The sequence below is a fragment of the Pseudomonas maumuensis genome, assembly GCF_019139675.1.
In the GTDB taxonomy this organism is placed as follows: Bacteria; Pseudomonadota; Gammaproteobacteria; order Pseudomonadales; family Pseudomonadaceae; genus Aquipseudomonas; species Aquipseudomonas maumuensis.
In genome coordinates this window covers 798,182-821,564 of the sequence record NZ_CP077077.1, presented here as the reverse complement: position 1 = coordinate 821,564, position 23,383 = coordinate 798,182, and the positions used below count along the sequence as shown (strand labels likewise).

The 23,383-nt window shown below is 62.1% G+C and carries 11 protein-coding genes, 2 tRNA genes and 3 rRNA genes; 5 read left to right on the top strand and 11 right to left on the bottom strand.

What is annotated here, in order from left to right; translation table 11 throughout:
• Window positions 1–30: 30 nt before the first annotated feature.
• The 10 genes from recD to aptA form a co-directional block, all read right to left on the bottom strand.
• The gene (gene recD, locus KSS90_RS03840) at window positions 31–2,106 is read right to left on the bottom strand and encodes an exodeoxyribonuclease V subunit alpha (RefSeq protein WP_217868270.1); all 2,076 of its coding nucleotides are present in this window, start codon (window positions 2,104–2,106) and stop codon (window positions 31–33) included.
• A complete protein-coding gene (recB, locus tag KSS90_RS03835; RefSeq protein WP_217868268.1) occupies window positions 2,103–5,774 on the bottom strand; it encodes an exodeoxyribonuclease V subunit beta in 3,672 nt (1,223 codons plus the stop codon). Before recB ends, recD begins: the two co-directional genes overlap by 4 nt.
• Complete coding sequence (gene recC / locus KSS90_RS03830; protein ID WP_217868266.1) at window positions 5,771–9,253, bottom strand: exodeoxyribonuclease V subunit gamma; 3,483 nt, start codon at window positions 9,251–9,253, stop codon at window positions 5,771–5,773. Before recC ends, recB begins: the two co-directional genes overlap by 4 nt.
• A gap of 155 nt (window positions 9,254–9,408) precedes the next feature.
• A 5S ribosomal RNA gene (rrf, locus tag KSS90_RS03825) occupies window positions 9,409–9,524 on the bottom strand.
• 134 nt (window positions 9,525–9,658) lie between these two features.
• Window positions 9,659–12,551, bottom strand: a 23S ribosomal RNA gene (locus tag KSS90_RS03820).
• A 245-nt stretch (window positions 12,552–12,796) separates the two neighbouring features.
• Window positions 12,797–12,872, bottom strand: a tRNA-Ala gene (locus tag KSS90_RS03815).
• 23 nt (window positions 12,873–12,895) lie between these two features.
• Window positions 12,896–12,972: transfer RNA gene (locus KSS90_RS03810), tRNA-Ile, on the bottom strand.
• Window positions 12,973–13,058: 86 nt separating this feature from the next.
• Window positions 13,059–14,595 (bottom strand): 16S ribosomal RNA (locus tag KSS90_RS03805).
• The 16S, 23S and 5S rRNA genes sit together here with 2 tRNA genes alongside, the layout of an rRNA operon.
• Window positions 14,596–15,155: 560 nt before the next feature.
• Window positions 15,156–16,649: a CoA-acylating methylmalonate-semialdehyde dehydrogenase gene (locus tag KSS90_RS03800; protein WP_046854154.1), complete on the bottom strand. Its 1,494-nt coding sequence runs from the start codon at window positions 16,647–16,649 to the stop codon at window positions 15,156–15,158.
• A 71-nt stretch (window positions 16,650–16,720) separates the two neighbouring features.
• Window positions 16,721–18,067, bottom strand: a complete 1,347-nt coding sequence (gene aptA / locus KSS90_RS03795; protein WP_217868265.1) for an omega-aminotransferase AptA — start codon at window positions 18,065–18,067, stop codon at window positions 16,721–16,723.
• 119 nt (window positions 18,068–18,186) lie between these two features.
• Between aptA and KSS90_RS03790 the strand changes: the two genes are divergently transcribed.
• The 5 genes from KSS90_RS03790 to KSS90_RS03770 all read left to right on the top strand — a co-directional run bounded on the left by KSS90_RS03790 (window position 18,187) and on the right by KSS90_RS03770 (window position 22,618).
• The gene (locus tag KSS90_RS03790; protein ID WP_046854152.1) at window positions 18,187–19,104 is read left to right on the top strand and encodes a LysR family transcriptional regulator; all 918 of its coding nucleotides are present in this window, start codon (window positions 18,187–18,189) and stop codon (window positions 19,102–19,104) included.
• A gap of 85 nt (window positions 19,105–19,189) precedes the next feature.
• A complete protein-coding gene (locus KSS90_RS03785; protein ID WP_046854151.1) occupies window positions 19,190–19,852 on the top strand; it encodes a TetR/AcrR family transcriptional regulator in 663 nt (220 codons plus the stop codon).
• 9 nt (window positions 19,853–19,861) lie between these two features.
• Complete coding sequence (locus tag KSS90_RS03780) at window positions 19,862–20,446, top strand: IMPACT family protein (RefSeq protein ID WP_217868262.1); 585 nt, start codon at window positions 19,862–19,864, stop codon at window positions 20,444–20,446.
• Between the two features lie 447 nt (window positions 20,447–20,893).
• Window positions 20,894–21,580: an SDR family oxidoreductase gene (locus KSS90_RS03775; protein ID WP_217868261.1), complete on the top strand. Its 687-nt coding sequence runs from the start codon at window positions 20,894–20,896 to the stop codon at window positions 21,578–21,580.
• 87 nt (window positions 21,581–21,667) lie between these two features.
• Window positions 21,668–22,618 carry an adenosine deaminase gene (locus tag KSS90_RS03770; protein ID WP_217868260.1) on the top strand — a complete coding sequence of 317 codons (951 nt, stop codon included), beginning with the start codon at window positions 21,668–21,670 and terminating at the stop codon, window positions 22,616–22,618.
• Here KSS90_RS03770 and KSS90_RS03765 read toward each other — a convergent pair.
• Window positions 22,615–23,325, bottom strand: a complete 711-nt coding sequence (locus KSS90_RS03765) for an ArsR/SmtB family transcription factor (protein WP_217868259.1) — start codon at window positions 23,323–23,325, stop codon at window positions 22,615–22,617. The two genes, KSS90_RS03770 and KSS90_RS03765, sit on opposite strands and share 4 nt — an antisense overlap.
• Window positions 23,326–23,383 lie beyond the last annotated feature (58 nt).

Sequence of the window (23,383 nt, the reverse complement as noted above, 5' to 3'; positions counted from 1 at the left end):
ACGATAGCATATCGGCGGCGAACTCCAGAGTCAGACTTGCTCCAGCATCAGCCCCGAGACACGCCTGACCTTGCGCCCCACCGCCTCCTCGAACACCCCGGCGCGCGGCTCGATCAGGCTGAAGCAATGCTTGGCACGGGTAATGCCTGTGTACACCAGCTCCTTGGTCAACACCGGGTTCAAGGCATCCGGCAGCACCAGCGCGGTATGGCTGAATTCCGAGCCTTGGGACTTATGCACGGTCATGGCGAACACCGTTTCCACTTCGCTGAGCCGGCTGGGCAAGACGAAGCGCACCCCACCGCTGCCATCGTTGCGCGGGAAGGCCACGCGCAGCAGCGCCTCGCCCTGCTCGTCCGGCACCCGCAGGGCAATGCCGATATCACCGTTCATCAGGCCGAGACCGTAGTCATTGCGGGTGACCAGTACCGGGCGGCCCTCGTACCAGGGTTGCTGGCTATCGATCAGCCCGGCATTGTGCAGCACCCGGGCCACGCGTTCGTTCAGGCCTTCGACGCCCCAGGCGCCCCTGCGCACGGCGCAAAGCAGCTGGAAGGCTTCGAAGCTCTGCAGTACCTCCGCCGCCCAGCGCTCCCAACGCGGGTCGTCGCCTGGGGTGCCTGGTGGCGGGCGCAACCGACCGATGCTGCGCAGGTAGCCTCGGTAACCCTGGGGGCCTTCGGCGCCCTGGCCGAGGCCGTCGAGCAGCAGGCGATCGAAGCGCTTGTCGTGCTCGCCGCCCAAAGTCAGGCAATGAACGTCCGCAGGCCGGGCCGCCAGCAACGCCCGCGCCTCCAGCGCCTGCTGGCGATTGACCAGGCGCGCCAGCTGGCCGATGCCGCTGCCTTCGCCGAAGCGCCGCGAATGACGCAGCATCACGATCTGCTGGGCCAGCGGATTGCGCTGGCCATCGCCCTGCTTCAGGCCGATGCCCGCCAGCGACTGCCCACCCACCTGCTCCAGCCAGACCAAGGTCTGCGGCCAGTAGCAGCCGTCCTCGGCGTCGCGGCACAGGTCGCCCAGCACCGCCCCGGCTTCCACCGAAGCCAGCTGGTCCTTGTCGCCCAGCAGCACCAGCCGCGCATTCGGCGGCAGGGCGTCGAGCAGGTTGGCCATCATCTCCAGATCGATCATCGAGGCTTCATCGACCACCAGCACATCCAGCGGCAACGGGTTGCCGGCATGATGGCGGAAGTGCCGCGAGCCCGGGCGGCTGCCGAGCAAGCGATGCACGGTGCTGACCTCGGTGGGGATCTGCGCCCGTACCTCAACGTCCACCTGCAGGCGCTCGACCTGCTGGCCAATGGACTCGGTCAGGCGCGCCGCGGCCTTGCCGGTCGGTGCCGCCAGGCGGATACGCAGCGGTCGGCCTTGCTCGACCGCCGGCCCCTGCAACAACGCCAGCAGGCGTACCACGGTGGTGGTCTTGCCGGTGCCGGGGCCGCCGGTAATCACGCTGAAACCGGCACGGGTGGCCAGGGCGCAGGCCAGTTTCTGCCAGTCCACCGCGCCGGCCGCCGAGCCGCCGTCGAACAGCTGCGCCAGGCGCTGGGCAAGATCGGCAGGCTGAGGCTGATGACGCGCCAGACGCTCATGCAAGGCGCCGTCGATCCGCCGTTCGTAGGCCCAGTAACGGCGCAGATACAGGCGCTCGGCGCTCAGCACCAATGGCCGGGCGCGCTGTTCGACGCTATCGCCCGCCGCGACCAGCGGGCTCTCGGCAATCCGTTGCAGCCAGGTACCCAGGTCAAGGCTGGCTAGCAGTTGCGAAGGCAGCAGCAGCGGCCCGGCGAGGGCATCGCCTTCCGGTGGCAGCGACAGGGCGAAGTCTGGTTCAGCGAGTGTCTGGCGCAGATCCAGGCACACATGCCCATGCCCCAGCTGGTGACTGGCCAGCGCCGCGGCGAGCAGGACCAAAGGGTCACTGCCTGGCGCCCGCTCCTCGAGAAAGCTCACGAAGGCCCGGTCCAGGGCACGCAACCACCCGCGCTCGACCCAGCGATCGAGCAACGCCAGCAGGTCGTGGCTGGCGCTCAGCGGCGCCAGGGCGCTCAGATGCTCCGCCTGCAATGGCGTGGGCAGCAGGTCATCGAGGTTGCGGCTCATGGCGCGGCTCCGGCAAACAGGTCCTGTTGTTCAGGTTCTTGCTCCCCCCGGAACATCGCGTCGAGCTGCTCGATCAGCGCCCGGGGTGGCCGCGCATGATACAGCCCGTGGCCTGCCGACGTGACGCCGCGCAGGAAGATGAACACGGCGCCACCGACATGCCGATCGTAGTCATAGTCAGGCAGGCGGGCGCGCAACTGGCGATGCAGGGCCTGCAGGTAGAGCACGTACTGCAGGTCGTAGCGGTGTTCGAGGATCGCCTGCTCCATCGCCAGGTCGCCATAGGCCTCGGCGTCGGGGCCAAGCCAGTTGGACTTGTAGTCGGCCACGTAGTAGCGCCCATCGAGCTCGAACGCCAGGTCGATGAAGCCCTTGAACATGCCATTGAGCAAGGTCGGCTGCGCGGCCGGGCGCGCCGCGCCGCCATGGGTATGGCGCGCCACCTGGTAGTCGAGGCGCAGGGCGTCGACCTGGTGGCTGGCGAACCAGAACTCCATTTCGATCTGGTAATGGTTCAGTTGCGCCAGGGTAAGGGTGGCCTCCTGCAGCGGCATGGGTTGCAGCAGCAATTGCTGCAGCCACTGCGTCAGCGTGGGGATCCAGCCGGTCCAGTCGCGTCGATTGCAGCGCCGCCCCACGGTGCGCTCGATCACCTCGGCCTGGCTGCTGATCTCGGCGAAGCCTTCGCGGCCCGCCCATTCGAGCAGGCCATGGAGGAAGGTCCCCGGGTTCGGCCCCCGGGGGAAGCGGTGGATGTCGCCCGCCTCGGCCGGGACCTCGCGCAGCAGCTGGCTGTCCAGCACCTCGTCGTCCAGCAGTTGCTGGGCCTGGGAGCTGTCGGCGATCAGCGTCTGGTCGCCCACCCGCAGGGCACTGTAGGAGGCAATCCACCAGTGTTCCGCGGCGGCGCGCCGTGGCTTGCGCGGCGGCAGGAGTTCGCGCTGGCTGTCCGGCGTGCGATAGCTCTGTGTCTGCACTTCGGGCAGCGCCTCCCGGCTGATGGCCGGGTTGCTCGCCGCCAGCGCCTGGAGCCACTCGCCCAGCTGGCTGGAGGCGGGCAACGGCAGCCCGCCGCCGAGCAGGTAACCCAGTGCCGAACGGTGCAGTTGCGAGCTGCGCTGGGTGCCGCGCTTGAGGTCGGCGACGCCCAGCCAGCAGGCGTATTGGGCACGGGTCAGGGCAACGTAGAGCAGGCGCAGGTCCTCGGCCAGGCGCTCGTCGTCGGCGCGCTCGATCTGCTCGGTATTCGGCGTCAGGGTCAGGTGCGCCACGCCTTGGTCATCATGCCAGCCCAGGGGCAGGCGCTGGCCGTCCACCGGTTTGCTGGTACAGATGAACGGCAGGTACACCAGCGGGTATTCCAGGCCCTTGGATTTGTGGATGGTCACCACCTTGACCAGTTGCTCGTCGCTTTCCAGGCGCAGGATCTGCTCCTCGCCCGCTTGCCCGGCGTTGGCCAGGTGCTCGGTGAGGTGGCGGATCAGCGCTTGTTCACCGTCCAGCTCGCCAGCCGCCTGCTGCAGCAGCTCGGCCAGGTGCAGCAGGTTGGTCAGCACGCGTTCGCCGTCACTGCGCCCCATCAACGCGCGAGGCAGCTGGAAGTCATGCAGCAGGCGGCGCAGCACCGGCAGCACGCCCTGGCGTTGCCAGATGTCGCGGTAGCGGCGAAAACGCATCACCCAACCCTCCCAGACCCGCTCGTCCTGGTTCAGGCGCTCCAGTTCGACCAGCGGCAGGTCGAGAGTCAGGCTGGCCAGGGCGGCCTTGAGCAGGCGCTCCGAGTCCGGCTCGGCACAGGCCTTGAGCCAAGCCAGCAAGTCGTGGGCCTCCTGGGCGGCGAACACCGAGTCCTTGTCCGACAGGTACACGCTGCGCACATCGCGGGCGGCCAGCTCGGCGCGGATCAGCTGGGCCTCGCGGCCGTCGCGCACCAGGATGGCAATATCCGAGGGCAGGCAGGGGCGCAACTTGCCAGCGGCGTCGGCGAAACCACTGACGCCTTGCTGCCCGCCATTGAGCAGCTCGACGATATGGCTCGCGCAACTGGCCGCCAGTTGCTGGCGATACAAGGTGCTGGAAACCGGCTCATCACTTTCCAGCTGCCAGCAACAGAGAGCCGCGCTTGGCTGCCGGGCCACCAGCAGTTGCTCGCCACGGCCCTTGGCGCGTACTTCGACGAAGGGCAGCGGGTTGTCGCCATGGGCCCGGAACAGGAATGCCCCACGGCCCTCGGCACGCTCCTCGGCCTGGAGGAATACCCGGTTCACCGCCTCGACCATGGCCTGGCTGGAGCGGTAGTTGGTGTCCAGGCTGTGCAGGCGCCCGGCGGTGGCGCGGCGCGCGGCCAGGTAGGTGAAGATGTCGGCGCCGCGGAAGGCATAGATCGCCTGCTTGGGGTCGCCGATCATGAACAGGCCCGTGTCCGGGTTGTTCTCGCTGATACGGTAGATGCGCTCGAAGATGCCGTACTGTACCGGGTCGGTGTCCTGGAACTCGTCGATCATCGCGACCGGGAACTGCTCGCGGATCAACGCTGCCAGGCGCTCGCCGGCATCGCTGCCCAGGGCATGCTCGAGGCGCAAAAGCATGTCGTCGAAGCCCATTTCGGCGCGTCGACGCTTCTCCACCTCGAAGCGCGCCGAAACCCAGGCGGCGGCATGCTCGAGCAGGCGCGCATCGGGGCTGGCCAGGCCCTGCAGCTGTTCACGCAGGGCCGCCATGGCGTGCAGCGCCGGGTGCTGCGGTGGCTCGCCGGCCTTCCACGCCTCGGCCATCCCAGCCGGGGTCAGCCGGGTAAAGCCGGTGCCCAGGTCCAGCTCCATGGCCTGCTCATCACCGGCCCAGGCGCGTAGCTTGTCGAACCAGGGCTCGAAGTAGCGTGCCTGCAACTTGCGCCCGTCCGCCTGCTTGGCGGCCACGGCATCGCGGCAGATCTGCTGCAGCTCATCGGCCCAGGCGGCCCAAGGGGCCTTGAGCTGGGCCAACTGCTCGGTGCGCTGGCGCAGGTTCGCCTCGATCAAGGCTTGCGGCTCCTGATCGTCCACCTGGCCACGCACTCGGCCGAACAGTGGCCTGATCCTTGGCAACAAGGCATCGGGGCTGCCCCAGTTGCCGCGCACCCAGGCCAGCGACTCGCCACGCATGCCGTAGCAGAAGCGCCGCCAGTAGTCGCGCATGACCTGGCCCAGCAACTCGCTGTGATCGGTTTCCAGGCTCTGGGTGAACAGGCTGCCACTGTCGAACGCATGCTCGCGCAACATGCGCTGGCACCAGCCGTGGATGGTCGACACCGCCGCTTCGTCCATCCACTGCACGGCGATTTCCAGACGGTTGGCACAGCGTGGCCAGTGCGCCTGTGGATAATCCTCGCGCAGCAGGTGCAGCAAGGGGTCGGCGTCCTCGAGTTCGCCGCGGAAAAAGCGCGCCGCTTCAGCCAGGCGCGCACGGATACGCTCACGCAGTTCCTTGGTCGCCGCATCGGTGAAGGTCACCACCAGGATCTGCGGCGGCAGCAGCTCGCGGGCAAAACCCTGCTCGCCGCCATGTCCGAGGATCAGACGCAGGTACAGGGCCGAGATGGTGAAGGTCTTGCCGGTGCCGGCGCTGGCCTCGATCAGTTGGCTGCCGTGCAGGGGAAAGTTCAGCGCCAGGGGGCGGGCTTGGGTCATTGGGCGCTCTCCGGGTTGCCCAGGGTTTGCCAGGGCGCCGCGAACAAGGGGCGATACAGCGTTTCGCACCAACCCTCGAAGGTTTCGTCGAGGGCCAGTGCGGCGAAGTCACGGTATTGGCGGGCCAGGGCCAGGCTCTCGCTGCGCTCGCCGAAGCTGTTCTGGCCGTCACCTTCGTAGGCCCGGGCTGCGGCGGCCAGGGCCTTGTCCGGGTCCTCCTGGGCGAGCCAGGCGAAGGCGGTCTTGGCCGCGACGGGCAAGGGCGCGTTCATTCCCGCCTGGCGTGCCACCAGCAACTCGCCCAGGCGCTGTGTCGCATCGGCCTGCGGCAGGGGTGCCAACAGCAAGGTCAGGTCGCTGGCCACCAACGCGCTGTGCAGCGGATAGCCCGAGGCGCAGGCGGCAAGGTGCATGACCCAGGCCGGGATCAGGCGATGCCATTTCAGGCTGTTGCGCCCGGCACTGAGGGTATTGGGCACGGTGGCGATGCTCAGCAGGCTTTGGTCTTCGCCCTGGTACACACGGCCGAGCCAGCCTTCCAGGCGCTGCGCGCCCTGTTCGAAGTGAATCGGCAGGGCCCCCTCGACCAGCGTCGGCCAGCGCTGCAGCAACTGTCGATGGCGTTGCAGCAAGTCCGGCAGCGGCTGGATCAGCTCCGCTTGCAAGGCCTCACCGAACCCGGCCAACGGTAGCAGCCCGCAGGCCTGCAGCCTCCGGGCCTGGGTTTGCAAAGCTCGCTCGGCGTTGTCGGGGTCGGCCAGCGCAGCGCCAAGCAGGCTTTCACTCAGGCCATAGCGCTGCAGGGCATCGAGGACAAAGGGTTCTTCGTCCGGCGTCGGCGCTTCCAACGTTTCGAAGAACACTTTTAGGCGCTGGCTGAAAAAATGCCGTACCGGGTGGCGCAGGAAATCCTGAAGCTGCACCAGGTTCAGCGGTTCATCGCTGACGTAGGGCGACAGCCCGATAGCGGCGGTCGCTGCACCGTCCTCGGCCTTATGCAAAGCCAGCCACTCATGGGCAAAGCTGAACAGCGGGCTGCCTTTCTGGAAATAGCGCTGGCTGAACGGCTGCAGCGGATGCTCCTGGGTCAACGCATGCAACAACTGCTGCCCAGCGTCATCGCGCAACTCGGCCTTGGCCCCAGCGAGCTGCCAGCCGGCGGCCAGGTGGTCGCGCAGTTGCCCGATCAGCACCGAGGCCGGGCGCTCGCTGTTGTCGCGGATACTGCGCCCGACCCAGCTGACATAGAGCTGGTCACGTGCCGACAGCAAGGCTTCGAGCAACAGGTAACGGTCATCCTCTCGCCGGGAGCGGTCGCCCGGGCGATAGTCGCTGGCCATCAGGTCGAAGTCCAGCGGCGGCTGGGCGCGTGGATAGTCACCATCGTTCATGCCCAGCAGGCAGACCACGCGGAACGGGATGGCGCGCATGGGCATCAGGGTGCAGAAGTTCACGGAACCGGCAAGGAAGCGTTGCGACAACTTGCCCTGGTCCAACCCCGACAGCCAGGCCTCGCGCACCACCGTTAGCGGCAGCAGATCTTGCAGGCCCACCGCCTCGCATGTCTCCAGCCAGGTATCGCGCAGATCCTGCAGTTGCACCAGGAGCAACTCGTCGTGTTCGTTCTCGGCCAGGAAGAAGATCTGCAGCAGGGCGTGCAGCCGTGCCCCCCAATCTGGCGCCGAGGCCGGCTGGGTCAGTGCCTGGCAGGCCACCTCCAGGGCATCGAGCAAGGCCACCAGCGGCCCGATCAATGCGGCATCGAGACCGCCAATCTCATCATAAGGCTCGATGCCGTCACAGCCTTCGCCCACCCCGACCGCGTACCCCAGCAACATCCTACGCAGGCCGAATCGCCAGCTGTTCTGCTCCAGGCCTTCCGGCAGCCCCAGGCTGGCGCGCTGTTCGGCACTCAGCCCCCAGCGGATGCCCGCCCCTTCTATCCAGCGATGCAGCGTCGGCAGGTCGCCTTCCTGGATGGCGAAACGAGCGCGCACGGCCGGTACGTCCAGCAGATCGAGCACTTCACTGACGGCAAAGCGGCTGTCGGGCAGCTTGAGCAGGTGCTCCAGCGCAATCAGCAGCGGGTCGCGACCACGCTGGCCCTGGTCGGTCAGGGTGAAGGGGATGTAGCGCGGGTCGTTGCGATCGAGCTGGCCGAACACAGCACGGATATGCGGCGCGTAGGTGTCGATGGCCGGCAGCATGACGATGACGTCGCGAGGGCGCAGAGTCGGGTCGGCGCTGAAGCGGGCGAGCAACTGGTCGTGGAGGATCTCGACTTCGCGCTGCGGGCTATGGGCCAGGTGGAAGCGCACGGAGCGGTCCTTGGCCGGATCGACTGCTGGCCATTGCGTACGCGTCTCGGCCAAGGGGCGCAGCTCGAGGATATCGTCCTGCAGTTGGTTGAGCAGGGTCTTGGGTTGCGCATCACTGAACAGATCGATGCGGCCCTCGCTGAAGACGCTCTGGTAGCTGCCCGGATCGTCGTAGCTGTCGAGCAGGTTGATATAGTCGCGCCCCTGCTTACCCCAGGCCGCGAGCAGCGGGTGGGCATGCTGGTGCAGCAGCTCATCGTCCAGTTGCAGGGGCATGCCCTGCTTGCGTTGCTGGCGCTTGTACTGGTGACGCAACAGGTCCTTGTCGGCGACGATATCGCCCCAGTGGTGACGACAGGGGTTATGTACGCACAGCAGCACCTGACTGAAACGGGCGAGGCCTGCCAACGCTTCGAGGATCTGTGCGGGCAGCGACGAAATGCCGAACACTATCAACCGCGCCGGTAGCCCCGGGGGCGCCTGCTCCAGACTGTTGATCCGCTCGATGAAGCGCTGATGCACACCGGCTCGGCTCTGAGCCATGCCCTCCTCGCCCACGTCCTCGAGCAGGAGCCTCCACAGCTCGGCCTGCCAGCGATTGCCAGCAGCCAAGGGCTTACGCTCGCCACGGGCGGTATTGAGTACATGGGCACCGTCTGCCCAGTCCTTGAGCCAGTCGGCGCGGTAGACCTGATACTGGTCGAACAGGTCGGCGAGGCGTTCAGCCAGCTGGTAGCGCTTGCGCAGGTCACTGTCGTCGGTGAGGAAGCGGCGCAGTGGTTCGAAGTGTGGGCGCTCGATCACCTCCGGGAGCAGGCGCATCAGGCGCCAGGTCAGGGGGGCCTTGTCGAGAAGCGAGACCTCGGGGATTTCATCACGGCCCAACACACGGCGGTACAGCTGCCACATAAAGCTGCCTGGGAGCTGTACATCGATGGCAGCGGCAATCCCGCAACCGCCCTGATCGTCATCTTGCGGGTCCTCTGCCAGGGCCAGCTTCAGCCATTGGGCGATACCGTTGCTCTGTACCAGGGCAATTTCGTTTTCCAATGGTGCCAGAGGGTAGCGGCGCATCACGCTCACCACCAGATTGCGCAGCTCGTCCAGGCGATTACCCTGGACGATCATGAAACCTGGGTGGAGTGAGGTGGTCTGCGGCATAGGAGCTCTCGGAAATGCGGTTGATGCTGACGGGAAACCTTATCACGGAGACAGCAGGCAGGGTCTCGTGATGCTGCCCGGTCAGGCCATGAGTTTTCCGGGCACAAAGACAAAACCCCTACCTGCTCGCGCAGATAGGGGTTTTGCGAAATGAATCTTGACGATGACCTACTCTCACATGGGGAAACCCCACACTACCATCGGCGATGCATCGTTTCACTGCTGAGTTCGGGATGGGATCAGGTGGTTCCAATGCTCTATGGTCGTCAAGAAATTCGGTTGCCAGTACGTCCTTGCAGACATGCCAGCCAATTCGGATATGCGATATTTGTGGTCTTACGAATCTTCGGTTGCTTCGTCTTCACCACCACAATTCGGCTTACGCGCAAATTGCTTGGGTGTTATATGGTCAAGCCTCACGGGCAATTAGTATTGGTTAGCTCAACGCCTCACAGCGCTTACACACCCAACCTATCAACGTCGTAGTCTTCGACGGCCCTTCAGGGAGCTCAAGGCTCCAGTGAGATCTCATCTTGAGGCAAGTTTCCCGCTTAGATGCTTTCAGCGGTTATCTCTTCCGAACATAGCTACCCGGCAATGCCACTGGCGTGACAACCGGAACACCAGAGGTTCGTCCACTCCGGTCCTCTCGTACTAGGAGCAGCCCCTCTCAAATCTCAAACGTCCACGGCAGATAGGGACCGAACTGTCTCACGACGTTCTAAACCCAGCTCGCGTACCACTTTAAATGGCGAACAGCCATACCCTTGGGACCGGCTTCAGCCCCAGGATGTGATGAGCCGACATCGAGGTGCCAAACACCGCCGTCGATATGAACTCTTGGGCGGTATCAGCCTGTTATCCCCGGAGTACCTTTTATCCGTTGAGCGATGGCCCTTCCATACAGAACCACCGGATCACTAAGACCTACTTTCGTACCTGCTCGACGTGTGTGTCTCGCAGTCAAGCGCGCTTTTGCCTTTATACTCTACGACCGATTTCCGACCGGTCTGAGCGCACCTTCGTACTCCTCCGTTACTCTTTGGGAGGAGACCGCCCCAGTCAAACTACCCACCATACACTGTCCTCGATCCGGATAACGGACCTGAGTTAGAACCTCAAGGTTGCCAGGGTGGTATTTCAAGGATGGCTCCATGAGAACTGGCGTCCCCACTTCAAAGCCTCCCACCTATCCTACACAAGCAAGCTCAAAGTCCAGTGCAAAGCTATAGTAAAGGTTCACGGGGTCTTTCCGTCTAGCCGCGGATACACTGCATCTTCACAGCGATTTCAATTTCACTGAGTCTCGGGTGGAGACAGCGCCGCCATCGTTACGCCATTCGTGCAGGTCGGAACTTACCCGACAAGGAATTTCGCTACCTTAGGACCGTTATAGTTACGGCCGCCGTTTACCGGGGCTTCGATCAAGAGCTTCGCTTGCGCTAACCCCATCAATTAACCTTCCGGCACCGGGCAGGCGTCACACCCTATACGTCCACTTTCGTGTTTGCAGAGTGCTGTGTTTTTAATAAACAGTCGCAGCGGCCTGGTATCTTCGACCGGCGTGGGCTTACGCAGCAAGTGCTTCACCCTCACCGGCGCACCTTCTCCCGAAGTTACGGTGCCATTTTGCCTAGTTCCTTCACCCGAGTTCTCTCAAGCGCCTTGGTATTCTCTACCTAACCACCTGTGTCGGTTTGGGGTACGGTTCCCAGTTATCTGAAGCTTAGGAGCTTTTCTTGGAAGCATGGCATCAACCACTTCGCGCTCTAAAGAGCACTCGTCATCAGCTCTCGGCCTTAAGATCCCGGATTTGCCTAAGATCTCAGCCTACCACCTTAAACTTGGACAACCAACGCCAAGCTGGCCTAGCCTTCTCCGTCCCTCCATCGCAATAACTGGAAGTACAGGAATATTAACCTGTTTTCCATCGACTACGCTTTTCAGCCTCGCCTTAGGGACCGACTAACCCTGCGTCGATTAACGTTGCGCAGGAAACCTTGGTCTTTCGGCGTGCGAGTTTTTCACTCGCATTGTCGTTACTCATGTCAGCATTCGCACTTCTGATACCTCCAGCAAGCTTCTCAACTCACCTTCACAGGCTTACAGAACGCTCCTCTACCGCATCACCAAAGGTGATACCCGTAGCTTCGGTGCATGGTTTGAGCCCCGTTACATCTTCCGCGCAGGCCGACTCGACTAGTGAGCTATTACGCTTTCTTTAAAGGGTGGCTGCTTCTAAGCCAACCTCCTAGCTGTCTAAGCCTTCCCACATCGTTTCCCACTTAACCATGACTTTGGGACCTTAGCTGACGGTCTGGGTTGTTTCCCTTTTCACGACGGACGTTAGCACCCGCCGTGTGTCTCCCATGCTCGGCACTTGTAGGTATTCGGAGTTTGCATCGGTTTGGTAAGTCGGGATGACCCCCTAGCCGAAACAGTGCTCTACCCCCTACAGTGATACATGAGGCGCTACCTAAATAGCTTTCGAGGAGAACCAGCTATCTCCGAGCTTGATTAGCCTTTCACTCCGATCCACAGGTCATCCGCTAACTTTTCAACGGTAGTCGGTTCGGTCCTCCAGTCAGTGTTACCTAACCTTCAACCTGCCCATGGATAGATCGCCCGGTTTCGGGTCTATACCCAGCGACTAAAGCGCCCTATTAAGACTCGCTTTCGCTACGCCTCCCCTATTCGGTTAAGCTCGCCACTGAATATAAGTCGCTGACCCATTATACAAAAGGTACGCAGTCACCTAACAAAGTAGGCTCCCACTGCTTGTACGCATACGGTTTCAGGTTCTATTTCACTCCCCTCTCCGGGGTTCTTTTCGCCTTTCCCTCACGGTACTGGTTCACTATCGGTCAGTCAGTAGTATTTAGCCTTGGAGGATGGTCCCCCCATGTTCAGACAAAGTTTCTCGTGCTCCGTCCTACTCGATTTCACTGGCAAGAGATTTTCGTGTACGGGGCTATCACCCACTATGGCCGCACTTTCCAGAGCGTTCCACTAATCTCAAACCAGCTTAAGGGCTGGTCCCCGTTCGCTCGCCACTACTAAGGGAATCTCGGTTGATTTCTTTTCCTCAGGGTACTTAGATGTTTCAGTTCCCCTGGTTCGCCTCTTGCACCTATGTATTCAGTACAAGATACTCAGCTTATGCTGAGTGGGTTCCCCCATTCAGAGATCTCTGGATCACAGTCTGTTTGCCGACTCCCCAAAGCTTATCGCAGGCTACCACGTCTTTCATCGCCTCTGACTGCCAAGGCATCCACCGTATGCGCTTCTTCACTTGACCATATAACCCCAAGCAATCTGGTTATACTGTGAAGACGACATTCGCCGAAAATTCGTACGTCGCGCTTTCGCGCAGAACTCACAAATTTTACCTTAGCCTGATCCACCAGCAGTGAAACTGGTGTTCAGTCTATTTCTATCACATATCCGAATTTTTAAAGAACGATCTGACAAAAGTCAGAAATCAACATTCATCACCGAATGTTCATTTCTAAGTTCTGAGCAGTGCTGCGAAACCTGAAAGAGTGGTGGAGCCAAGCGGGATCGAACCGCTGACCTCCTGCGTGCAAGGCAGGCGCTCTCCCAGCTGAGCTATGGCCCCATTGACCAGCCGCACCAAGTAATTGGTAGGTCTGGGCAGATTTGAACTGCCGACCTCACCCTTATCAGGGGTGCGCTCTAACCAACTGAGCTACAGACCTATAACAGGGTCGCGTTACAGCATCGTCTTTACACAATGAATCAAGCAATTCGTGTGGGAGCTCATCAGCAGGCTGATGTCTTCGATTAAGGAGGTGATCCAGCCGCAGGTTCCCCTACGGCTACCTTGTTACGACTTCACCCCAGTCATGAATCACACCGTGGTAACCGTCCTCCCGAAGGTTAGACTAGCTACTTCTGGTGCAACCCACTCCCATGGTGTGACGGGCGGTGTGTACAAGGCCCGGGAACGTATTCACCGCAACATTCTGATTTGCGATTACTAGCGATTCCGACTTCACGCAGTCGAGTTGCAGACTGCGATCCGGACTACGATCGGTTTTGTGAGATTAGCTCCACCTCGCGGCTTGGCAACCCTCTGTACCGACCATTGTAGCACGTGTGTAGCCCAGGCCGTAAGGGCCATGATGACTTGACGTCATCCCCACCTTCCTCCGGTTTGTCACCGGCAGTCTCCTTAGAGTGCCCACCATAACGTGCTGGTAACTAAGGACAAGGGTTGCGCTCGTTACGGGACTTAACCCAACATCTCACGACACGAGCTGACGACAGCCATGCAGCACCTGTGTCAGAGTTCCCGAAGGCACCAATCCATCTCTGGAAAGTTCTCTGCATGTCAAGGCCTGGTAAGGTTCTTCGCGTTGCTTCGAATTAAACCACATGCTCCACCGCTTGTGCGGGCCCCCGTCAATTCATTTGAGTTTTAACCTTGCGGCCGTACTCCCCAGGCGGTCAACTTAATGCGTTAGCTGCGCCACTAAAATCTCAAGGATTCCAACGGCTAGTTGACATCGTTTACGGCGTGGACTACCAGGGTATCTAATCCTGTTTGCTCCCCACGCTTTCGCACCTCAGTGTCAGTATCAGTCCAGGTGGTCGCCTTCGCCACTGGTGTTCCTTCCTATATCTACGCATTTCACCGCTACACAGGAAATTCCACCACCCTCTACCATACTCTAGCTCGCCAGTTTTGGATGCAGTTCCCAGGTTGAGCCCGGGGCTTTCACATCCAACTTAACGAACCACCTACGCGCGCTTTACGCCCAGTAATTCCGATTAACGCTTGCACCCTCTGTATTACCGCGGCTGCTGGCACAGAGTTAGCCGGTGCTTATTCTGTCGGTAACGTCAAAATTGCACGGTATTAACGTACAACCCTTCCTCCCAACTTAAAGTGCTTTACAATCCGAAGACCTTCTTCACACACGCGGCATGGCTGGATCAGGCTTTCGCCCATTGTCCAATATTCCCCACTGCTGCCTCCCGTAGGAGTCTGGACCGTGTCTCAGTTCCAGTGTGACTGATCATCCTCTCAGACCAGTTACGGATCGTCGCCTAGGTGAGCCATTACCTCACCTACTAGCTAATCCGACCTAGGCTCATCTGATAGCGCAAGGCCCGAAGGTCCCCTGCTTTCTCCCGTAGGACGTATGCGGTATTAGCGTTCCTTTCGAAACGTTGTCCCCCACTACCAGGCAGATTCCTAGGCATTACTCACCCGTCCGCCGCTGAATCAAGGAGCAAGCTCCCGTCATCCGCTCGACTTGCATGTGTTAGGCCTGCCGCCAGCGTTCAATCTGAGCCATGATCAAACTCTTCAGTTCAATACTGCTTGGGTTTTTAAGAAACCCTAAACTTGGCTCAGCAATCTCAAATGACTATGTGATTTCTCGCATGGCCACTTGTGATGCTGATAATCTTGGCGACTATCAGTCCATACTCACAAGCACCCACACGAATTGCTTGATTCAATTTGTTAAAGAGCGTTTGGCTAAGAATCTTTCGTCTCAACCGAGGCGCGCATTCTACGCTTTCCTCATTTACTGTCAAGCGTTTATTTTGAAGTATTTTGCGAGAAACCCGTTCAACTTCAAACACTTGACTCGCTGCGATCTCTCGTAGCGGGAGGCGAATCATACAGCGTTACAACCTGCTGTCAACTGCCTTTTTCACCGCTGCCGACCTGACGATCGAAGCACCTCCGCAACCCTCTTGATCGATCAACTCATTGATATTCAAGGAGTTTTTCGTTCCGATGTCGCTGGAAGTGGGGCGCATTATAAGGGGATCTGAAACCTCGTCAACCTTTATTTCAGTTATATAAAGCAAAACCTCAAAACAAAGCGGGGCGGCCTCTCGGCCGCCCCGCTTTCATCCCTGCGCCTTACAAGCTAGGGAAGGCAAACTGCGACGCCTCATGGCTGGCCCGCTGCGGCCAACGCTGGGTGATCGCCTTGCGACGGGTATAGAAACGCACACCGTCCGGCCCATAGGCATGCAGGTCACCAAACAGCGAACGCTTCCAGCCACCGAAGCTGTGATACGCCACCGGTACCGGCAGCGGCACGTTGACGCCGACCATGCCCACTTCGATCTCGTCGCAGAACAGCCGCGCCGCCTCACCGTCACGGGTGAAGATGCAGGTACCGTTGCCGTACTCATGCTCGTTGATCAACTGCATGGCCTGCTCCAGGCTGTTCACCCGCACCACGCAAAGCACCGGCCCGAAGATCTCTTCCTTATAGATGCGCATTTCGGGAGTGACCTTGTCGAACAAGGTGCCACCGACGAAATAGCCATCTTCGTTACCGGCTACACGCAAGCCACGACCATCGACCACCAGCCTGGCGCCAGCGGCAACGCCGTCGTCAATGTAACCCACCACCTTGTCACGGGCGGCCGCAGTCACCAGCGGGCCCATGTCCAGCCCGCAAGACGTACCAGCACCGATCTTCAGCGCCTTGATCTGCGGCTCCAGCTTGGCGATCAGCGCATCGGCCACCTGGTCGCCGACGCACACCGCCACCGAAATGGCCATGCAGCGCTCGCCGCAAGAACCATAGGCAGCGCCCATCAGTGCGCTGACCGCGTTGTCCAGATCGGCGTCGGGCATCAGCACCGCGTGGTTCTTCGCGCCGCCCAATGCCTGGACGCGCTTGCCGCGCTTGGTGCCTTCGGCATAGATGTATTCGGCGATCGGCGTCGAGCCGACAAAGCTCAGGGCCTTGACCTCTGGCGCCTCGATCAGCGCATCGACCGCTTCCTTGTCGCCATGCACCACATTGAGGATGCCCTTAGGCAGGCCGGCTTCCAGCAGCAACTGGGCGATGTACAGCGTCGAGCTCGGGTCACGCTCGGACGGTTTGAGAATGAAGGCGTTGCCACAGGCGATGGCCAGCGGGTACATCCACAGCGGCACCATGGCCGGGAAGTTGAACGGGGTGATACCGGCGACGATGCCCAGCGGCTGGAAATCGGACCAGGCGTCGATGTTCGGGCCGACGTTGCGGCTGTACTCGCCCTTGAGCAGCTCCGGGGCGGCGCAGGCGAACTCGACGTTCTCGATGCCACGCTTGAGCTCGCCCGCAGCGTCCTCTACGGTCTTGCCGTGTTCCTCGCTGATCATCTGCGAGATTTTCGCTTCGTTCTGCTCAAGCAGTTGCTTGAAGCGGAACATCACCTGGGCGCGCTTGGCCGGCGGGGTGTTGCGCCAGGCCGGGAAGGCGGCCTTGGCCGAATCGATGGCCTGCTGGATGGTGGCGCGGCTGGCCAGCTCGACCTTGCGCACGGCCTGGCCGGTCGAGGGGTTGAAGACATCGGCGGTGCGCTCGCCCTTGCTGACCAGCTCGCCGTGGATCAGGTGCTGAACAATGCTCATGCATAACTCCAGATAAAGAAGGTAGAGACAGGCGCGTGGTACTCACGCGCCCGACGTCAGAATCGGAAAAATCAGTCGACCTTGTTGAGGGCTTCGCCCACGGCGTCGAACAGACGGTCCAGCTCTTGTGGCTGGGTGTTGAAGGTCGGCCCGAACTGCAGGGTGTCGCCACCGAAGCGTACATAGAAGCCGGCTTGCCACAGCTTCATGGCCACCTCGTACGGACGAACGATGGCATCACCGTCGCGCGCGGCGATCTGGATCGCGCCGGCCAGGCCGTAGTTGCGGATGTCGACGACGTTCTTGGTGCCCTTGACGCCGTGCAGCAGCTTCTCGAAGTGCGGCGCCAGCTCGGCGGCGGACTGCACCAGGTTTTCCTTCTGCAGCAGGTCCAGCGCGGCAATGCCGGCGGCGCAGGCGACCGGGTGCGCCGAGTAGGTGTAGCCGTGGGGGAATTCCACCGCGTACTCAGGGGTCGGCTGGTTCATGAAGGTCTGGTAGATCTCGCCGGTGGCGATCACCGCGCCCATCGGGATGGCGCCGTTGGTGACCTGCTTGGCGATGCACATCAGGTCCGGGGTCACGCCGAAGGCTTCGGCACCGGTCATGGCGCCCATGCGGCCGAAGCCGGTGATCACTTCGTCGAAGATCAGCAGGATGTTGTGCTGGCTGCAGATCTCGCGCAGGCGCTTGAGGTAGCCCTTCGGCGGCGGCAGCACACCGGCGGAGCCGGCCAGCGGCTCGACAATGACCGCGGCGATGTTCGAGGCGTCATGCAGCTCGATCAGCTTGAGCATCTCGTCGGCCAGGGCGATACCGCCCTCTTCCGGCATGCCCTTGCTGAACACGTTGGCCGGCAGCACGGTGTGGGGCAGATGGTCGACGTCCAGCAACTGACCGAACAGCTTGCGGTTGCCGTTGACGCCACCCAGGCTGGTGCCGGCGATGTTGACCCCGTGATAGCCACGGGCACGGCCGATGATCTTGGTCTTGGTGGCCTGGCCTTTCAGGCGCCAGTAGGCACGTACCATTTTCAGCGCGGTGTCGGCGCACTCGGAGCCGGAGTTGGTGAAGAACACGTGGTTCAGGTCGCCCGGTACCAGGTTGGCTATCTTCTCGGCCAGCTGGAACGACAGCGGGTGGCCGAACTGGAAGGCCGGCGAGTAGTCGAGGGTGGCGACCTGGCGAGCTACCGCCTCGCTGATCTCCTTGCGGGTATGCCCGGCGCCGCAGGTCCACAGGCCCGACAGGGCGTCGAACACCTTGCGGCCCTTGTCGTCGACCAGGTAGTTGCCTTCGGCCGCCACGATCAGCCGCGGGTCGCGCTGGAAGTTGCGGTTGGCGGTGTAGGGCATCCAGTGGGCATCCAGCTTGAGCTGGCTGGCCAGACCGGCTTGAGCGGATTCGGGCATGTTCATCGGGCGGTTCCTCGAAAGACGATTAGGCAACGATGGGTGTTGTTGCAGCTAAGTTGTCACGGCGATAAAGTTCGAAAAACCCAGCTTTTCTAACCTTCAGTCAGCGGATAACTAAACTAATGAGCCGACGCCCCGATCCCCTCGCCCAAGTCAGCGATTTCGACATTCGCCTATTGAAGATCTACCGCAGCGTGGTCGAGTGCGGCGGCTTTTCGGCTGCGGAAAACGTCCTGGGCATCGGCCGCTCGGCCATCAGCCAGCAGATGAACGACCTCGAGCAACGCCTGGGCCTGCGCCTGTGCCAGCGCGGCCGGGCGGGGTTTTCGCTGACCGAGGAGGGGCGCGAGGTCTACCACTCGGCGCTGCAACTGCTCAGCGCCCTGGAGTCGTTTCGCACCGAGGTCAATGGCCTGCACCAGCACCTGCGCGGCGAGCTGAACATCGGCCTCACCGACAACCTGGTCACCCTGCCGCACATGCGCATCACCCATGCTTTGGCCGAACTCAAGGACCGTGGCCCCGACGTGCGCATCCAGATCCGCATGATCGCCCCCAGCCAGGTCGAGCAAGGTGTGCTCGACGGCAGCTTGCACGTGGGCGTGGTACCGCAGACCAGCCCGCTGTCGGGGCTTGAATACCAGCCGCTGTACAGCGAGCGCTCGCTGCTCTACTGCGCGGTCGGCCACCCGCTGTTCTACGCCGACGACCAGCAGATCGATGACGATCGCCTCAACGCCCAGGACGCGATCGCCCCAACCTTCCGCCTGCCCGCAGACATCCAGGCGCACTACCAGGCCCTGCACTGCACCGCCAGCGCCTCGGACCGCGAAGGCATGGCTTTCCTGATCCTGACGGGCCGCTACATCGGCTACCTGCCCGACCACTACGCCAGCTTCTGGGTGCAGCAAGGGCGCCTACGGGCGCTGAAGCCTGCCCAGCGCTTCTATGACCTGGGCCTGAGCTGGGTGACGCGCAAGGGCCGGCGGCCGAACCTGGTGCTCGAAAGCTTCCTCGAGAGCCTGGCTGCGACACGCTGATGCCTGTCCCTGACGCTAATGCTTGTCACTTCGCCACAGGCAGGTAATCTGTCGAACATCCGTAACGACCCGCCCGGAATCGTCCATGACCCTAGAAGTCCCTGCGCATCGCTCCCCCACCTCGGGCAAGCCCGCCGGCCGCATCCGCCAGAAGAACGAACAGGCCATCATTCAGGCCGCCGAGGACGAGTTCGCCCGCCACGGCTACAAGGGCACGAGCATGAACACCATCGCGCTCAAGGCCGGGTTGCCCAAGGCCAACCTGCATTATTACTTCACCAACAAGCTGGGCCTGTACATCGCGGTGCTGAGCAACATCATCGAGCTGTGGGACAGCACCTTCAACGCCTTGAGCGTGGAGGACGACCCGGCCGAGGCGCTCAGCCAGTACATCCGCACCAAGATGGAGTTCTCCCGGCGCAACCCGCAGGCCTCGCGGATCTTCGCCATGGAAGTGATCAGCGGCGGCGAGTGCCTGAGCGAGTACTTCAGCGCCGACTACCGTGAATGGTTCCGTGGCCGCGCCGCGGTGTTCCAGGCCTGGATGGACGCCGGCAAGATGGACCGGGTAGACCCGGTGCATCTGATCTTCCTGCTCTGGGGCAGCACCCAGCACTACGCCGACTTCGCCACCCAGATCTGCCAGGTCACCGGCCGCAGCCGCCTGACCAAACAGGACATGGAAGACGCCAGCAACAATCTTATCCACATCATTCTCAAAGGCTGCGGCATCAGCACGCCCGCCTGACCCGGACTTATGCCTTCTACCCTGCTCGAGCTCTGCGAATTGCGCGAAGAAATCCGCAAGAGCCGCTTCATCACCCTCGCCGCCCCGATCGGCAGCCCCGCCGAGGCCATGGCCTTCATCGAACGCCACAGCGACCTGGCGGCCACCCACAACTGCTGGGCCTGGAAGCTCGGCGCCCAGTACCGCAGCAGCGATGACGGCGAACCGGGCGGCACGGCCGGGCGACCGATCCTCGCCGCCATCGAAGCCCAGGACTGCGACCAGGTGGTGGTGCTGGTGATCCGCTGGTACGGCGGCATCCAGCTGGGCACCGGTGGCCTGGCCCGGGCCTACGGCGGCGGCGCCAACAAATGCCTGCAGCAGGCACCCAAGCGCGTGCTGGTGCAGCGCAGCGCGTTCAGTTGCAGTTGCACCTTCAGCGAACTGGCGCTGCTCAAGCTGCGCCTGGCTGAGGTGGACGGCGTGGTGCTGGACGAGCAGTTCACCGCCAACGGCGTCGACCTGCGCATCGCCCTGGGTGAAAGCCACCTCGACGTACTGCAGCAGCAACTCGCCGACCTGAGCCGCGGTCGCATCCTGCTGGAAAGAGAGTGAGCGTTGCCCACAACTACTGTGGGCCTGCCTGTGGATAAGCTTGGGGCAAGCTGATACAGGCCTTGTACGACAAGGCCTGCGAAGCATTGAGCATATTTTGATCACATTTGTGTGACACCGGCACAAGTGACTGAAAGACTGTGAGTTATCCCCAGTTTTCAATGTAAGCCCGCCCCCAAACCGCCATTTTCAGGCCTGCTGCGCTTGCACACAAATACTGTGGAGCGGCTTGTGGATAACCCGTGAACTACAGCGCCAGGCCCTGCTCCCACAGGCGCTCCAGGCAATCGATTATTTTTTGATCAGTCTCCACAAGGCAAGCGTCAGGCACCTGGTTTATGCTCGTCACCCAGGCCTTTCCAGGTGGAGGGCAATCACCCCGTTGTCGCGCGGCGAGCGAAACTATGCACAACAGCGCTCGCCCCGCCTTTGATATGGAGTATCGCAATGACCGCAAACAAGAACGCCCTGATCATCGGCGCCTCCCGAGGCCTTGGCCTCGGGCTGGTGCAACGCCTGCGCGAAGATGGCTGGAATGTCGTCGCCACCGTACGCGATCCGCAACAGCCAGGCGCTCTGCGCGAGGTTTCCGGTGTGCGTATCGAGCGCCTGGAGATGAACGACACCGCCCAGCTCGACGGGCTCAAGCAGCGCCTGCAAGGTGAAGTGTTCGACCTGGTGTTCGTCAACGCCGGAGTCATGGGCCCGCTGCCGCAGGACCTGGAAAGCGTGCAGGTACAGCAGATCGGCGAGTTGTTCATGACCAACGCCGTGGCGCCGATCCGCGTGGCCCGGCGCCTGGCCAGCCAAGTGCGTGAAGGCAGCGGCGTGCTGGCCTTCATGAGCTCGATCCTGGGTAGCGTGACCATCCCCGATGGCGGCGAGATCTGCCTGTACAAGGCCAGCAAGGCCGCCCTCAACTCGATGATCAACAGCTTCGTGGTCGAGCTGCAGCGCCCCGACCTTGCCGTACTGGCCATGCATCCGGGCTGGGTGAAGACCGACATGGGCGGCGAGAATGCCGAGATCGACGTACACACCAGCACCCGTGGCATGCTCGAGCAGATCAAGGCGCAAAGCGGCAACGGTGGCCTGCGCTTCATCAACTACAAGGGCGAGCCGCTCACCTGGTGATCCACGGCGTGACGGGCCTCGGTGGGCGCATTGCCCGGCCAGGCCCTGTAGAATGGCGGCCAACCGTACCTGATCGAGATTGCACACATGTATGACTGGCTGAACGCCTTGCCCAAGGCCGAACTGCACATGCACCTGGAGGGCTCGCTGGAGCCCGAACTGCTGTTCGCCCTGGCCGAACGCAACAAGATCGCGCTGCCTTGGGCAGATGTCGAAACCCTGCGCGGCGCCTATGCCTTCAACAACCTGCAGGAATTCCTCGACCTTTACTATCAAGGCGCTGATGTCCTGCGCACCGAGCAGGACTTCTACGACCTAACCTGGGCCTACCTGCAGCGCTGCAAGGCGCAGAACGTTATCCACACGGAGCCGTTCTTCGACCCGCAGACCCACACCGACCGAGGCATCCCGTTCGAGGTGGTGCTCGATGGTATCAACCGCGCCCTAAAGGATGGCCGTGAGCAGCTTGGCATCGGCAGCGGCCTGATCCTCAGCTTCCTGCGCCACCTGAGCGAAGACGAGGCACATAAAACCCTCGACATGGCCCTGCCCTTCCGCGATGCGTTCGTCGCCGTGGGCCTGGACAGCTCAGAAAAAGGCCATCCGCCCAGCAAGTTCCAGCGCGTCTTCGACCGCGCCCGCAGCGAAGGCTTCCTTACCGTGGCCCACGCTGGCGAGGAAGGCCCGCCCGAGTACATCTGGGAAGCCCTCGACCTGCTGAAGATCCAGCGTATCGACCACGGCGTGCGCGCCATCGAGGACGAGCGCCTGATGCAGCGCATCATCGACGAGCAGATCCCGCTGACCGTCTGCCCACTGTCCAACACCAAGCTGTGCGTGTTCGACCACATGAGCCAGCACAACATCCTCGATATGCTCGAGCGTGGCGTGAAAGTCACGGTCAACTCCGATGACCCAGCCTACTTCGGCGGTTACGTCACCGAGAACTTCCATGCCCTGCACGAACATCTGGGCATGACCCAGGACCAGGCACGCCGCCTGGCGCAAAACAGCCTGGACGCACGCCTGGTGCGCTAACCGGCCTGGCGCGAGGGCAGGCAGGCGATCGCGTTGATCTGCTGCTGGCCGAGCGGTGTCAGATGCACCGCCCGGCTACCTTCCTGCTCACGCACCCAGCCCGACTGGGTGAACAACCTGAGCAATGCCTTGCCCAGGTACCCCCCCAGATGGGGGCCCTGATCGCTCCACTTGCTGCAGTGGCAGATCACACAGCCACGCCGGTCGGCGGCGGCCAGTGCGTCGATGAACACCCCCAGCGCTTCCAGTTGTCCCTTGCCATCCTGACTAACCGCCAGATGCTGCGCATTACCCTCGAGCCAACCCGCTACATGCAGGCGCTGAAGCAGCGCCGCAGCCACCTCGCCGCCCAGATGATCGCCGCACAGGCGTGCCTTGCGCATCGACAGGGGGATCTGCAACGAAGCATCCTGCCCTCCAACCGGACGCGTGGCCAGCCGCACGCTGGCAAGGGCTTCCACCGCGGTGCCGACCTCCGGCGTGGCTAGGCGGAAGAAGCGTTTGCGCCCACGTGCCTCATGCCTGAGCAACCCGGCGCTGGACAACAGCGACAGGTGTGCGCAGGCCGAGGAGGTGCTCAGACCGGTGAGCACGGCAAGCTCGTCCGCCGCACGCGGAGTGCCATCGATCAACGCCCACAACATGGCGCTGCGCTTGGGTTCGGCCATCAGGCTGGCGATCTGGCTGATGCTGCGGACTGCGGTCATGAAAATGAAGCTCCCTGATGAATCTCGTCTGAAGGTGGTTACCGCAGACGCCCTGCCG